The 14,542-nt window shown below is 55.6% G+C and carries 11 protein-coding genes; 2 read left to right on the forward strand and 9 right to left on the reverse strand.

The window, feature by feature from the left end; all coding sequences use genetic code 11:
• Positions 1–28: 28 nt before the first annotated feature.
• From bamA to rpsB, 9 genes are all read right to left on the reverse strand, one after another.
• Entirely contained in the window at positions 29–2,434 is a 2,406-nt protein-coding gene (bamA, locus tag A1830_RS13040; protein ID WP_067706538.1) for an outer membrane protein assembly factor BamA, read from the reverse strand.
• 163 nt (positions 2,435–2,597) lie between these two features.
• A complete protein-coding gene (rseP, locus tag A1830_RS13045) occupies positions 2,598–3,947 on the reverse strand; it encodes a sigma E protease regulator RseP (protein WP_067706541.1) in 1,350 nt (449 codons plus the stop codon).
• A 7-nt stretch (positions 3,948–3,954) separates the two neighbouring features.
• A complete protein-coding gene (gene cdsA, locus A1830_RS13050; protein ID WP_067706544.1) occupies positions 3,955–4,812 on the reverse strand; it encodes a phosphatidate cytidylyltransferase in 858 nt (285 codons plus the stop codon).
• A gap of 18 nt (positions 4,813–4,830) precedes the next feature.
• On the reverse strand, positions 4,831–5,583 hold the full coding sequence (gene ispU / locus A1830_RS13055) for a (2E,6E)-farnesyl-diphosphate-specific ditrans,polycis-undecaprenyl-diphosphate synthase (protein ID WP_067706548.1): 753 nt from the start codon (positions 5,581–5,583) through the stop codon (positions 4,831–4,833).
• Positions 5,584–5,764: 181 nt separating this feature from the next.
• The gene (gene ispC, locus A1830_RS13060) at positions 5,765–6,967 is read right to left on the reverse strand and encodes a 1-deoxy-D-xylulose-5-phosphate reductoisomerase (protein ID WP_067706552.1); all 1,203 of its coding nucleotides are present in this window, start codon (positions 6,965–6,967) and stop codon (positions 5,765–5,767) included.
• 139 nt (positions 6,968–7,106) lie between these two features.
• Positions 7,107–7,664 carry a ribosome recycling factor gene (gene frr, locus A1830_RS13065; RefSeq protein WP_067706556.1) on the reverse strand — a complete coding sequence of 186 codons (558 nt, stop codon included), beginning with the start codon at positions 7,662–7,664 and terminating at the stop codon, positions 7,107–7,109.
• 136 nt (positions 7,665–7,800) lie between these two features.
• Complete coding sequence (pyrH, locus tag A1830_RS13070) at positions 7,801–8,526, reverse strand: UMP kinase (RefSeq protein WP_067706559.1); 726 nt, start codon at positions 8,524–8,526, stop codon at positions 7,801–7,803.
• Positions 8,527–8,684: 158 nt separating this feature from the next.
• Entirely contained in the window at positions 8,685–9,536 is an 852-nt protein-coding gene (gene tsf / locus A1830_RS13075; protein WP_067706563.1) for a translation elongation factor Ts, read from the reverse strand.
• 238 nt (positions 9,537–9,774) lie between these two features.
• Positions 9,775–10,500: a 30S ribosomal protein S2 gene (rpsB, locus tag A1830_RS13080; protein ID WP_067706568.1), complete on the reverse strand. Its 726-nt coding sequence runs from the start codon at positions 10,498–10,500 to the stop codon at positions 9,775–9,777.
• Between the two features lie 419 nt (positions 10,501–10,919).
• Between rpsB and map the strand changes: the two genes are divergently transcribed.
• Positions 10,920–11,714, forward strand: a complete 795-nt coding sequence (map, locus tag A1830_RS13085; protein WP_067706572.1) for a type I methionyl aminopeptidase — start codon at positions 10,920–10,922, stop codon at positions 11,712–11,714.
• Between the two features lie 154 nt (positions 11,715–11,868).
• Entirely contained in the window at positions 11,869–14,514 is a 2,646-nt protein-coding gene (gene glnD, locus A1830_RS13090) for a bifunctional uridylyltransferase/uridylyl-removing protein GlnD (protein ID WP_067706576.1), read from the forward strand.
• The last annotated feature ends 28 nt before the right edge of the window (positions 14,515–14,542 follow it).

The following is a 14,542-nucleotide window of genomic DNA, read 5'->3' on the forward strand; positions in this document are numbered from 1 at the left end:
TACTTTAATCGCTTCCGTGCAAGCCAGATTACCAGGTCTTACCAATGTTAAACTGGAACTGCTCGGCTTTATCTCCATCATACTTTTTGAATGGCTGCGCGTACGAGAACACCAGGGGTCCCAGCGGGGACATCCACTGAAGTGCCAGACCTGCAGACATTCGAATATTGCCCGGATCGCTGTAGTCAGGAATACCCGCCGCACGCGTATCTGCGGTGTTTTCCCACTTGGTATCCCATACCGTACCCGCGTCCACAAACAGGGAGGTACGCACCGAATTAGCGTACTTCTCGCTGAGGAACGGCGTAGGCGTTATCAGCTCAGCGCTGGCCGTTGCCATGGCGTTACCACCCACCGCATCATCAGAGCTACACAGGGCATCAGCGCCTGAGCAGGTAGACGAGTTGTTGTTGTAGTACGCCGCTTTCGGCCCAATGGTGTTGGAACGGAAGCCACGGACGGTGCTTGAACCACCGGCATAGAAGTTTTCATAGAACGGCATCTCTTTGCCATTCAGTCCATCAGCATAGCCGACGCGTCCACGTCCTAACAGCACCCAGGTGCGGTCCTGGTTCAGCGGTACGTACTGCTGCGTATCCAGCGTCGCCTTGTAGAAGGCGTTGTCCGATCCCGGAATGGTGACCTTGCCGTTCAGGTTGGTACGGTTACCTGACGTTGGGAAGAATCCGCGGTCAAGGTCGTTGTACGTCCAGCCATAGTTGAAGGTGAAGTCATCGGCAGAATAGTCGGCACGACCGGAAAGATCCGGGTTCTGACCCACCGAGCGCAGATAGCGGAACATCGCAATCTGCGGCTGCATATTGGACAGGTCGTTATGGACATAGCCCAGACCGACGCGCAGCGTATTGTTTTCATTAACCGGGAAGCCCAGCGTACCGTCTAAACCATAGCTCTTGTTGGTATAGTCAGACAGATCGGCATCGTCAGCTTTAAAGTCGTTATAGAAAACGCGTCCGCCGAGGCTCACGCCATCAACCGTAAAGTACGGATCGGTCAGTGAGAATTCCGCATAGGTCTGGTAATCGTTCTTGGTTCCGCTGATGCCAACGGTATTACCGGTACCCAGCCAGTTTTCCTGGGTTACGCCAACCTGGAAACTTACGCCGCTCTCGGTGCCGTAGCCCACGCCGAAGTTCAGGGTGCCGGTGTTGCGCTCTTTAACCTTGTATACCACGTCGACCTGATCGGGCGATCCCGGTACACGCTGGGTATCGGTCTCGACCGTTTCAAAGTAGCCGGTACGGTTCAGACGCTCTTTACCCTGCTCAACCAGATCGCTACCCAGCCATGCGCCTTCCATCTGACGCATTTCGCGGCGCAGGACGGAATCTTTCGAGGTATCGTTGCCCTCAAAACGGACTTTGCGCACGGAGTAACGGTTGCCCGCATCGACGTTCACGTGCAGCTTAACGGTTTTATCCGCGTCGTTAATTTCTGGCTGCGTCATCACCCGTGGGTAGGCGTAGCCGTAACGACCGAGCATCTTCTTGATGTCGTCTTCCATTTTGGTGACTTTAGCACCGTTGTACAGCTCGCCAGGTTTGATCCGGGTCAGCGCTTCTACTTCCGCTGAGTGACCTGCCATGCTGCCATTCACCACCACGCCAGACAGCTTGTAGCGGTCGCCTTCGGTGATGTTAATGGTGATGTAGATCCCTTTCTTATCCGGCGTCAGGCTGACCTGAGTGGAGTCGATATTGAAACGGGCATAGCCGCGATCCAGATAAAAACTGCGCAGGGTCTCAAGGTCGCCCGCCAGCTTTTGCTTCTGGTATTTGCGATCGCCAACGACGTTCCACCATGGCACCTCATCGCGGAGCTGAAAGCGCGAGATCAGCTCTTCCGAGCTGAAGGCTTTGTTGCCGACCACGTTGATCTGTTGGATTTTGGCAGACACACCTTCGGTAAATACCAGCTTCAGGTCTACGCGGTTGCGTGGAAGCGGCGTGACCACGGCTTTCACACTTGCGCTGTATTTACCTACGCTGTAGTAGAAATCCTCAAGCCCTTTCTCAATGGATGAGATGGTGGTGCGATCGAGGGCTTCCCCTACCCGCACGCCGGAGGCTTCAAGGTTCTGCTTCAGCATATCTTCCTTCACCGCTTTGTTACCGGAGAAGGTGATACTGGCAATCGTTGGCCTCTCTTTAACCTGAACGATCAGCGTATTGCCGTCGCGCAGAACCTGAACATCCTCGAAGTTCCCGGTCGCAAAAAGGGCACGAATAGTGCTACTGATATCATCATCGGAGACGGTGTCTCCCACGCGGACAGGCATACTGAGCAATGCCGCCCCGACGGCGACTCGCTGCAGGCCTTCGAAATGAATATCCTTCACCACGAAGCCGTCTGCCGCGTATACGGTGGCGCTGCTAAACAGCAGCGACGCTATGAGCAACTTTTTCATCGCCATCGTTGTTATGCATTCTTCCTAACTGGTTCCCGTCGCTTAGAGGAGAAATTGCTACACATCGGCCATCCTGCTTTGAAACCTTGCTCAACATGCGCGTCTGGCTGACCGCGCTTTTGCACCGGGTTTCGTCTTTTCTGGCCTTCGCTCGCTTATTTCTGAACGCCTATAACCGCGAGAAATCATTGAAAAGTGCAAGCCCCATTAACAGCACCAGCAATACAGAGCCGATGCGATAGCTGAAGTCCTGAACTCGCTCAGACACCGGCCCACCTTTGATCTTTTCGATCGCCAGGAACAACAAATGTCCACCATCTAGTACCGGCAGAGGGAACAGATTGATAATACCGAGGTTAACGCTAATCAACGCGAGAAACATCAGGTAGTAAATCAAACCATATTCTGCCGACATCCCAGCGCCCTGGGCGATTGAAATCGGCCCGCTGAGATTATTTAACTTCACTTCACCTACAATCAGCTTGCCCAGCATGTTGACCGTCAGCTTCATTAGCTGCCAGGTCTTTGCGCTGGCCTCACCTGTCGCGGCAAACGGGCCATACTGACGCACCGTTTTGTATTCGGCCGAAAGCGGGACGATACGCGGGATAACGCCCGCAAAACCCTGAGCTTTATTGCCCGGTTTAGCTTCCGGGGTCAGCGTCAGCGTCACTGAACCGCCCTGTCTTTCCACTTCTACCGCCATCTCTTTACCGGGATTATCCCGGATGAGCGCGGCAAAATGTTGCCACTGGTCCAGCGGTTGACCATCGACTTTAACGATCCTGTCGCCCGCTTGCAAACCCGCCTTGCTTGCTGCCGAGTTGGCCTGTACCTCAGCCAGAACGGTTTCAATCTGCGGGCCGCGTGGCTGAATACCCAGTGACGTGACCGGATCCTGTCTGTCTGGCTCGAACTGCCAGTTGCGCAGATCGACCCGCTTTTCCGATATCTGTGTGCTGCCAAAAGGGGCCACGCTTAACGTCATTTGCGTGTCGCCAATTTTAGATATCAGTGCCATACGCACAGCATCCCAGTCTGGCGTTTCGATACCGTCAACGGCTTTAAGTTCCATTCCAGGTGTAATTTGGGCCTCAGCAACCGGCGAATTGCTTACTATCTCACCAATTACCGGTTTCACACCGGGAACGCCGATGATAAAAACCAGCCAGTACGCAAAGATGGCAAAGAGGAAATTAGCGATGGGCCCCGCGCTGATAATCGCCGCGCGTTGCAGAACCGTTTTGTTATTGAAGGTGCGATGGCGAAGCTCGGGCGGCACGCTTTCAATGCGCTCATCGAGCATTTTCACATAGCCGCCGAGCGGGATCAGGGCGAGAACGTATTCGGTGCCCTGCGCATCCCGGCGCCGCCAGAGGGCTTTGCCAAAACCTATGGAGAAGCGTTCAACCTGAACGCCACAGCGGCGCGCCACCCAGAAGTGACCAAACTCATGGACGGTAATTAGCACGCCCAGCGCGACGATAAATGCGCCCAAACTCCATAGAATGCTTAGCATAACGTCCCTATAGGGTCCCGAAGACCAGTAGCAGCAGGCAGGCGAACACCGGAACGGCAGCCGTGAGGCTATCAATACGATCAAGGATGCCGCCGTGGCCTGGGATCAGATTCCCACTGTCCTTAATGCCCGCTTCGCGCTTAAACATGCTTTCTGTCAGGTCGCCCAGCACCGAGGCCAGCGCGGCGACCACCGTACAGCTCAGCAGCGTGACGATCGGTACGTTAAGCGGCGTCCACAGGCGGAATAGCCAGGCGATAACCAGCGACGTCACCAGCCCCCCCAGGAAGCCTTCCCAGGTTTTACCCGGGGAGACCTTTGGCGCCAGCTTATGCCGGCCAAACAGGCGGCCAAACATATAGGCGCCGGAGTCCGCTCCCCAGACCAGCAGCATCACATACAGCAGCCACCAGGCGCCCGCAAAATGGTCGGCATCGTAGTGATACTGGCGTAGCGTCAGCATGCCCCAAAAGAACGGGACGATGGTCAGCAGCCCGAACAGCAGGCGCAGCGGGCGGGAAGTTCGCCAGAATGAGGCGGAGCCGGGGTACAGGAGTACCATCACCAGCGCCACCACCCACCAGACCATCGCCGCCCATAGCGAAACGGCAATCTGAGGAAGGTGAACAGAGTGCTGATAGGCAGGAAGAGTGAACATCATGAAGGCGAGAAGCAAGCCGCACAGCACGGCCAGCCAGATGCGCTGGGAACGTGAGGCAAAGCCTGCGAACTGTCCCCACTCCCAGGCGGCCAGCATACATACCACCAGGGTGATGAGCGCAAATCCCAGTGGCGGCAGCAAAAAGAGTGCGGCGATGACAATTGGGATAAGTATAAACGCGGTAATCAGGCGAGACTTCAGCAAAGATTACCCCCAGTGCGCTCAGGCGCCGCCGGGTGCTGCGCCGCCAAAGCGACGCTCTCGTTGTGCAAAAGCATTCAGTGCACCTTCAAAAACTTGTTCATCAAAATCAGGCCAGAGGACGTCGGTAAAAAAGAACTCTGCGTAGGCGACCTGCCACAGCAAAAAGTTACTAATCCGATGCTCTCCACCTGTCCTTATTACTAAATCCACCGGCACCAGCTCGTTAAGGCAAAGATGAGGGCTAAGGGTTTCTTCCTCAATCTGGTCTGGACGAATCAGACCTTCCTGCACCTGCTCAGCGATTTTTCTGACGCCCTGAATAATATCCCAACGGCCACCATAATTCGCGGCAATGTTGAGAGTGAGTCCATCATTTTGTTGAGTAAGTTCCTCTGCACGGCGAATTCGCTCCTGCAGACGGCCATTAAACCGGCCGATGTCACCAATGATCCGCAGGCGGACGTTATGCTTATGCAGGCTTTTGACTTCGCTGTCCAGCGCCCAGACAAACAGCTCCATCAGCGCCATGACTTCCTGCGGTGGACGGTTCCAGTTTTCACTGCTGAATGCATAGAGCGTAAGCGCTTTAAGCTTGCTGCTGACGGCAAAACTCACGGCACGACGCACGGATTTTACGCCAGCTTTGTGGCCCGAAATGCGCAGTTTTCCCTGGTTCTTAGCCCAGCGACCATTGCCATCCATTATGATGGCCACGTGACGGGGGTTCTCCCCCAGCAGTTCATCGCTGTTTATTCGATTTTCGGACGACATAACGCGTAATTATTTCCTTTACTCAGAAATCATGTGGCTTCTGAAATATCTTACCCGCCCGACGCAAAAAAGCCGTGTCTTACACGGCCTGCTTTACCGCAACGCAGATTTTAATTAGCGGGCCAAGACTATACCATCTCCGCCCCCGCCCCACAAATAGCGGCAGGAGCATGCCCGCGAATTAACGACCGACCGCGTAGCGAGCCAGGCTGGCCGATGCGGCTGCCCGCGCCTGCCGGTCAATCTCCAGCACCGCCTCAACGCTCTCTGGCTCAGCAAAGGAGAGCGTCTCCAGTACGGTCGTGTTCAGCGCTGCAATATCGGTAAAGCGGATCTGCCCGGCGAGAAATGCCGCTACGGCAATTTCATTTGCGGCGTTCAGCGTCGTGGTGGCCGCCTGCCCTGCTTCGCAGGCATCAATCGCCAGCTTCAGACAGGGATAGCGTGCGTAATCCGGCTCGGCAAAGGTCATTGCCCCCATTCGCGTAAAATCAAGCGGCGTCGCGCCAGACTGAACGCGCTGCGGCCAGGCCATCACGTGAGCGATGGGCGTGCGCATATCCGGGGACCCCAGCTGAGCCAGCACGCTGCCATCACGATAGCGCACCATGGAGTGAATGACCGACTGCGGGTGCAGGATCACTTCCATCTGGGCATCAGTCGCATTAAACAGCCAGCGGGCTTCGATATATTCCAAACCTTTGTTCATCATGGTGGCCGAGTCAACGGAGATCTTGCGCCCCATCGACCAGTTCGGATGCGCACAGGCCTGGTCCGGCGTCATATGCGCTAACGTCGCCAACGGCACGTCACGAAAGGGGCCACCCGACCCCGTCAGGATAATGCTATCAATGCCATTATCTTCGAGAGAAGCGTACCCTAACTGCTGCTGGAGGGAAGCGGGTAAACTCTGAAAAATCGCGTTATGCTCGCTATCGACGGGAAGCAGCTGGGCCTTCGAGGCGCTGACCGCCTCCAGAAAAAGCTGGCCGCAGGTCACCAGAGACTCTTTATTGGCCAGCAGCACCTGCTTTCCGGCGCGAATGGCGGCCAGAGTGGGCATTAATCCTGCCGCCCCGACGATGGCCGCCATCACCTGGTCAACCTCATCAAGCGCGGCGAGATCGCAGGCCGCCTGCTCCCCGCTCAGCACCTCGGTCGCCACGTTCAGCTCTTTCAGACGCTGCCGCAGAGCGCTGGCCGACTGTTCATCCGACATGGCGGCCCAGGCGGGCCTGAAGGCCTGGCACTGCTCAGCCATGCGCTCAACGTTGCGCCCGGCGACCAGCGCCTTAACGGAGAACAGATGCGGATTCGCGCGGACGACCGCCAGCGTACTGGTGCCGATAGAGCCGGTCGAGCCGAGGATGGTCAATTGCTTCATGAGGTTGCTCTGCGTAGTGAACGGCGAAATGGGCCTGCTTGCCGCCTTCGCCGGATAAGAGAATAAATGCAAAACGCCGTAAGACTGACCACTCAAAAGAACGGCAATCTGTACGGCGTCTCATCGGCGCGTGACGAACTCAGAAGTCCATCAGCTCCGCTTCTTTTTCTGCCAGCGCAACATCAACTTTCTTGATGAAGACGTCGGTCATTTTCTGAATATCATCCTGTGAACGACGCTCTTCGTCTTCACTGATCTCTTTGTCTTTCAGCAGTGCTTTTACTTTGTCGTTCGCATCACGACGGACGTTGCGTACGGAGACGCGGCCCTGTTCAGCTTCACCACGAACCACTTTGATCAGGTCTTTACGACGCTCTTCGGTCAGCGCTGGAAGCGGAACGCGGATATCAGTCCCCGCGGAGCTTGGGTTAAGACCCAAATCCGAGGTCATAATCGCTTTTTCAACGGCGCTGCTGATTGAACGGTCAAACACGTTAATCTTCAGCGTACGTGAGTCTTCCACCGTGACGCTGGCCAGCTGGCGAAGCGGCGTGGAGGAGCCGTAATAGTCAACCATAATGCCGTCGAGAATGCTGGGTGACGCGCGGCCGGTGCGGATTTTGCTGATGTGGCTTTTGAATGCCTCTACGCATTTGTCCATGCGCGTTTCTGCATCTTTTTTGATTTCGTTAATCACGTTGGAACCCTTGGATTCTGGTTACCAGGCAGGCCCTGTACAACAGGACCCGTTTAAAAATAGTCATTACGTCTGAGTGTAGCGCGAACTGTGCACTACGGGGGCAGAATATACCCTAACTCGACGCCGACGGATATTATTGCGTGATCAGGGTGCCTTCTTTTTCACCCATTACCACGCGGCGCAATGCGCCAGGCTTGTTCATATTGAACACGCGGATCGGTAATTTATGGTCGCGGGCCAGCGTAAAGGCGGCCAGATCCATGACCTTCAGCTCGCGCTCCAGCACGTCGGCGTAGCTGATCTGATCGTACAGGGTGGCGTCGGGGTTTTTAACCGGATCGGCTGAGTAAACACCATCAACTTTCGTCGCCTTCAGGACCACGTCAGCTTCGATTTCGATACCGCGCAGGCAGGCCGCCGAGTCGGTAGTGAAGAAGGGGTTACCGGTACCGGCAGAGAAAATCACCACGCGGTTATTGCGCAGCAGGCTGATGGCCTCTGCCCAGCTGTAGTTATCACACACGCCATTCAGGGGGATAGCGGACATCAGGCGGGCGTTCACATAGGCACGGTGCAGCGCATCGCGCATTGCCAGACCGTTCATCACGGTTGCCAGCATACCCATATGGTCGCCAACAACGCGATTCATTCCAGCCTGCGCCAGTCCGGCGCCACGGAACAGATTACCACCGCCGATAACCACACCTACCTGAATGCCCAGTTCTACCAGCTCTTTGACTTCCTGAGCCATACGATCCAGCACGCTTGCATCGATACCGAAGCCTTCGGCACCCTGCAGGGCTTCACCGCTTAATTTCAGCAGGATACGTTGATATACAGGTTTTGCATTGGTCGCCATGGTGTTTTTTCCTGGAAGCTATCGTCGATAAGGGGAGTTAAATCTGCACTATCATCCCTTCAGGACCGGAGAAATACTATTGGGATGAGACTGAAAATGAGCGGCGCCTGCCGGTGGCAGACAAAAAAGAACCGCCGGAAGGCGGTTCTTATCGGGCATTAAGACTGTTTGGACATCGCAGCAACTTCTGCTGCGAAATCGGTTTCAGCTTTCTCAATACCTTCACCCACTTCAAAGCGGATGAAGCTGGTCACGTCTGCATTTTTTTCTTTCAGCAGCTGACCAACCGTTTTGGCTGGATCCATCACGAAAGGCTGACCGGTCAGAGAAACTTCGCCGGTGAATTTCTTCATGCGGCCTTCAACCATTTTTTCAGCGATCTCTTTTGGCTTACCAGACTGCATGGCGATGTCCAGCTGAACCTGGAACTCTTTCTCAACCACTTCAGCAGAAACGTCTTCTGGCTTAACAAATTCTGGCTTGCTTGCCGCAACGTGCATAGCCAGCTGCTTAACCAGCTCTTCGTCAGCATTTTTAGCCGCGATCAGAACGCCAATGCGCGCGCCGTGCAGGTAGCTGCCCAGCACGTCGCCTTCCAAAGAAGCCACGCGACGAATGTTGATGTTCTCGCCGATTTTAGCCACCAGCGCAACGCGTTCTTCTTCGAACTGTGCTTTCAGCACTTCGACGTCAGTGATTTTACCGGCAACAGCCGCGTCCAGCACTTTGTCAGCGAACGCCTGGAAACCACCATCTTTAGCAACGAAGTCAGTCTGGCAGTTAACTTCCAGAATGATGCCGTAGTTGCCTTCGATTTTGGTTTTGATCACGCCGTCAGCAGCAACGTTGCCCGCTTTTTTCGCCGCTTTGATCGCGCCAGATTTACGCATGTTCTCGATCGCCAGCTCGATGTCGCCGTTGGCTTCGGTCAGTGATTTTTTGCAATCCATCATGCCAGCGCCAGTGCGCTCGCGCAGTTCTTTTACCAGAGCAGCAGTAATATCAGCCATTCTCTCATCCTCGGTTAGCACAGCATTCGCCTGCCGGTAGCCCGGGGGCGCTGACGCGACAAATGCCTGGTTTCGGGAGAAACATTCCGCCCCGCCCCCCGTAAGGCGGCAAAGCGAATTCGAAAAAAAATAAAGGGGCCAAGCTGGCCCCTTACAGATTAACATCTGATCTTTATACCCTGGATTCTCAGATTACCGCGAACCAGGGTAGTAAGGGCGCTCTGAGGAGCGTTCCTGATTACTCAGCTTCAGCGAAGGTTTCTTCAGCCTGCTGAGCCAGGTCCTGCGAACGACCTTCACGTACGGTGGTCGCTACGGCGGTCAGGTACAGGTTTACCGCACGGATGGCGTCATCATTACCAGGGATAATGAAGTCAACACCGTCTGGATCAGAGTTAGTATCAACGATAGCGAACACTGGGATACCCAGGTTGTTAGCTTCTTTGATAGCGATGTGTTCGTGATCGGCGTCAACAACAAACAGTGCGTCCGGCAGGCCGCCCATGTCTTTGATACCGCCCAGGCTGTTTTCCAGCTTGGCCAGTTCACGCGCACGCATCAGCGCTTCTTTCTTGGTCAGCTTATCGAAGGTACCGTCCTGAGACTGGATTTCCAGGTCTTTCAGACGTTTGATGGACTGACGAACGGTTTTCCAGTTGGTCAGCATGCCGCCTAACCAGCGATGGTTTACGAAGAACTGATCGCAGCTCAGCGCAGACTCTTTGATCGCTTCGCTTGCAGCGCGCTTGGTACCAACGAACAGAATCTTACCTTTACGGGAAGAGATTTTGCTCAGTTCAGCGAGAGACTCGTTGAACATCGGCACGGTTTTCTCAAGGTTGATGATGTGAACTTTGTTACGTGCGCCGAAGATGAATGGCTTCATTTTCGGGTTCCAGTAACGGGTCTGGTGACCGAAGTGTACACCAGCCTTGAGCATGTCGCGCATGGAAACAGTTGCCATGATTACCTCTATAAAATGTGTTGGGGTTAGGCCTCCATGTATCCCATACAACCGACCCACTAAGGCAAACGCCGAACCTGTTGTTCATTGAACGCTTAGTCTGAATAGCGTACTGATGTACGTTGCTCATCCTGCGCGGTTCGCCGTTCAACTGTCTGCGCTTATGTCGCCTTTGGGGCACCCCGGTGTATGTGTCGATACATGTGTGTTATTTACACGGGAGAGTTATGCGTTCTCAGTGACGTTTGTCACAAAGAATCGTCGGCGCGCTTTATACCACAAAGCACGGGTTGAAGCCAATATTTGTTATCGCAGCATGGCCAGGCAGAAACTGCAATTGGCAGAGCCAGGGCAGGCTGCTAACATTGCCTCACTTCCTTTATTATTGTCGAAAATAACGACATCTGCGGACAAAATTAATGGCGATCACAATTAAGACCCCTGAAGAAATCGAAAAAATGCGCGTGGCGGGCCGCCTGGCGGCAGAAGTGCTGGAGATGATTGAAGAGCACGTCCGCCCGGGTATCAGCACCGGTGAGCTGGATCGCCTGTGTCACGAACATATTGTTAATTCCCAGCAGGCGATCTCGGCCTGCCTTGGCTACCACGGCTTTCCGAAATCCGTCTGTATCTCCATCAATGAAGTGGTTTGTCACGGCATTCCGGACGATGAAAAAATCCTCAAGGATGGCGATATCGTCAATATCGACGTGACGGTCATTAAGGATGAGTATCACGGCGACACCTCCAAAATGTTTATCGTCGGCAAGCCCACTATTCTGGGCGAGCGTCTCTGCCGCATCACGCAGGAGAGCCTTTACCTGGCGCTGCGTATGGTAAAACCGGGTATTCGTCTGCGCTCCCTGGGCCGTGAGATTCAAAAATTTGTCGAAGCGCAGAATTTCTCCGTGGTGCGCGAATATTGCGGCCACGGCATCGGCAAAGGTTTCCACGAGGAGCCGCAGGTGCTGCACTACGATGCGGATGACGGCGGCGTGGTACTTCAGGCCGGTATGGCCTTCACCATTGAGCCGATGGTCAATGCCGGTGATTACCGTATCCGCAGCATGAAAGATGGCTGGACGGTGAAAACCAAGGATCGCAGCCTGTCAGCACAGTATGAGCACACCATTGTGGTAACGGAAAACGGCTGCGAAATTATGACGCTGCGTAAAGATGACACCATTCCTGCCATCCTGACGCACGACGCTTAACGCGGTGACGAAAAAAACCGGTGAGAGCCGGTTCCAGCTTGCTGAAGAATCCTACTTTTTTAAACCGGCGCAGGCCGGTTTTTTTTGATCTGTGGTGGGCGGTGGCGCTATTGTCACTGTGATAATCGTCACAGAGACCAACCAGGAGCCAGGCGTGAGCAAAAAACTGATCAATTACGGGCTGTCCGACTCGCCTGCCGACTGGGAAGAGAGCCAGCTGACGCGCGAGCAGCTGAAATTGCAGCTGGAACGCTTTCAGCAGGGGATGGCCGACGCGTTTGATAACGGCTTTGACGCCGAAGATCTGATTGCTGCGCGGACGCTGTTTATCGATCGCCTGCTGAGGCGGCTCTGGCGCTTCTACGGCTTCCCTGAACAGCTGGATATTGCGCTGGTCGCCGTGGGCGGCTACGGACGCGGCGAGCTGCATCCGCTCTCCGATATTGACGTGCTGATCCTCAGCCGCAGCCCTCTTTCTGCGGAGGACGCCCAGCGTACCAGCGAACTGCTAACGCTAATGTGGGATCTCAAGCTGGAAGTGGGCCACAGCGTACGTACGCTGGAAGAGTGCCTGCTGGAGGGGTTGTCCGATCTGACCGTAGCCACCAATCTGATTGAGTCGCGAATGCTGACCGGCGACGTGGCGCTCTTTCTTGAACTGCAAAAAAACATTTTCAGCGACGGCTTCTGGCGCTCGGACCAGTTTTTCGCGGCGAAGATTGAGGAGCAGCAGGAACGCCATCAGCGCTATCACGGCACCAGCTATAACCTGGAGCCGGATATCAAAAGCAGCCCCGGCGGCCTGCGCGACATTCATACCCTGCTGTGGGTCGCCCGTCGCCATTTCGGTGCCACCTCGCTGGATGAAATGGTCGGTTTTGGCTTTCTGACCGGGGCCGAGCGCAACGAGCTTAACGAATGTCAGAGTTTCCTCTGGCGTATCCGCTTTGCGCTGCATCTGACCCTGACCCGCTACGATAATCGTCTGCTGTTTGACAGACAGCTGAACGTCGCCCAGCGGCTGGACTACCAGGGCGAAGGCAATGAGCCGGTTGAGCGGATGATGAAGGATTTTTACCGCGTCACCCGGCGCATCAGCGAGCTGAACCAGATGCTGCTACAGCTGTTTGACGAGGCGATTCTGGCGCTGGGGGAAGATGAAAAACCCCGCGCTATCGACGATGAATTCCAGCTGCGCGGCACGCTGATTGACCTGATCGATGAAACGCTTTTTGCCCGTCAGCCCGAAGCGATTATGCGCATGTTTTACACCATGGTGCGTAAGCCCGCTATTACCGGGATCTACTCCACCACGCTGCGCCAGCTCAGGCATGCCCGTCGCCATCTCAAACAGCCCCTGTGCACCATCCCGCAGGCGCGCCAGCTTTTCCTGTCGATCCTGCGACATCCGGGTGCCGTCAGTCGGGCGCTGGTGCCAATGCACCGCCACAGCGTACTCTGGGCCTATATGCCACAGTGGGGCAACATCGTCGGCCAGATGCAGTTCGATCTGTTTCACGCCTACACCGTCGACGAACACACCATCCGCGTCCTGCAAAAGCTGGAAAGTTTTGCCAGCGAAGCGACGCGCCCGCGCCATCCGCTTTGCGTGGAGATCTGGCCGCGCCTGCCCCAGCTTGAGCTACTGCTAATGGCCGCCCTCTTCCACGATATTGCCAAAGGGCGCGGCGGTGACCACTCGATTCTGGGCGCGCAGGATGCGCTTGAATTTGCGGAATTACACGGACTCAACTCCCGCGAAGCTCAGCTGGTCGCCTGGCTGGTGCGCCATCATTTGCTGATGTCGGTTACCGCACAGCGTCGTGATATTCAGGACCCCACCGAAATCCAGCAGTTTGCCGAAGTCATGCAGAATGAAAATCGTCTGCGCTATCTGGTCTGCCTGACGGTCGCTGACATCTGCGCCACCAATGAAAACCTGTGGAACAGCTGGAAGCAGAGCCTGCTGCGCGAGCTGTTCTTTGCCGCCGAAAAGCAGCTGCGGCGCGGAATGGAGAACAGCCCGGATCTGCGCGAGCGCGTCCGGCACCACCGACTCCAGGCGCTGGCACTGCTACGTATGGATAACATTGACGAACAGGCGCTGCGTAACATCTGGGGGCGCTGCCGGGCAGACTATTTCCTGCGGCATACGCCCAATCAGCTGGCCTGGCATGCACGCCATCTGATGGAACACGACCTGAGCGAGCCGCTGGTGCTGGTTAGCCCCCAGGCGACCCGGGGCGGCACCGAAATCTTTATCTGGAGCCCGGACAGGCCTTACCTGTTCGCCACCGTCGCCGGGGAGCTGGACAGGCGGAATCTGAGCGTACACGATGCGCAGATCTTCACCAGCCGGGACGGCATGGCGATGGATACCTTTATCGTGCTGGAACCCGACGGCAGCCCACTGGCCGCCGATCGGCATGGGATGATCCGCCAGGCACTGGAGCAGGCTATCGCTCAGACCTGCTGGCAGCCGCCGAAAACGCGCCGCCCGTCTGCCAGGCTCAGGCACTTTTGCGTGGAAACCGAAGCGAAATACCTGCCGGCACATACCGACCGCCGGACCTATATGGAACTGATTGCCCTGGATCAGCCTGGCCTGCTGGCCAGAGTGGGTGAAGTCTTTGCCGATCTGGGCGTGTCGCTGCACGGCGCGCGCATCAGTACCATTGGCGAGCGGGTAGAGGATCTGTTTATCCTGGCCAACGGCGACCGACGGGCGCTCAGCCCGGAATTGCGTGAAGTGTTACAACAACGGTTGACAGAGGCCCTTAATCCAAACGATAAAGTGTGACCTGGATTTACTTTTTTAACCCATCTTT

Origin of the sequence: Erwinia sp. ErVv1 (assembly GCF_900068895.1) — a bacterium.
GTDB lineage: Bacteria > Pseudomonadota > Gammaproteobacteria > Enterobacterales > Enterobacteriaceae > Erwinia.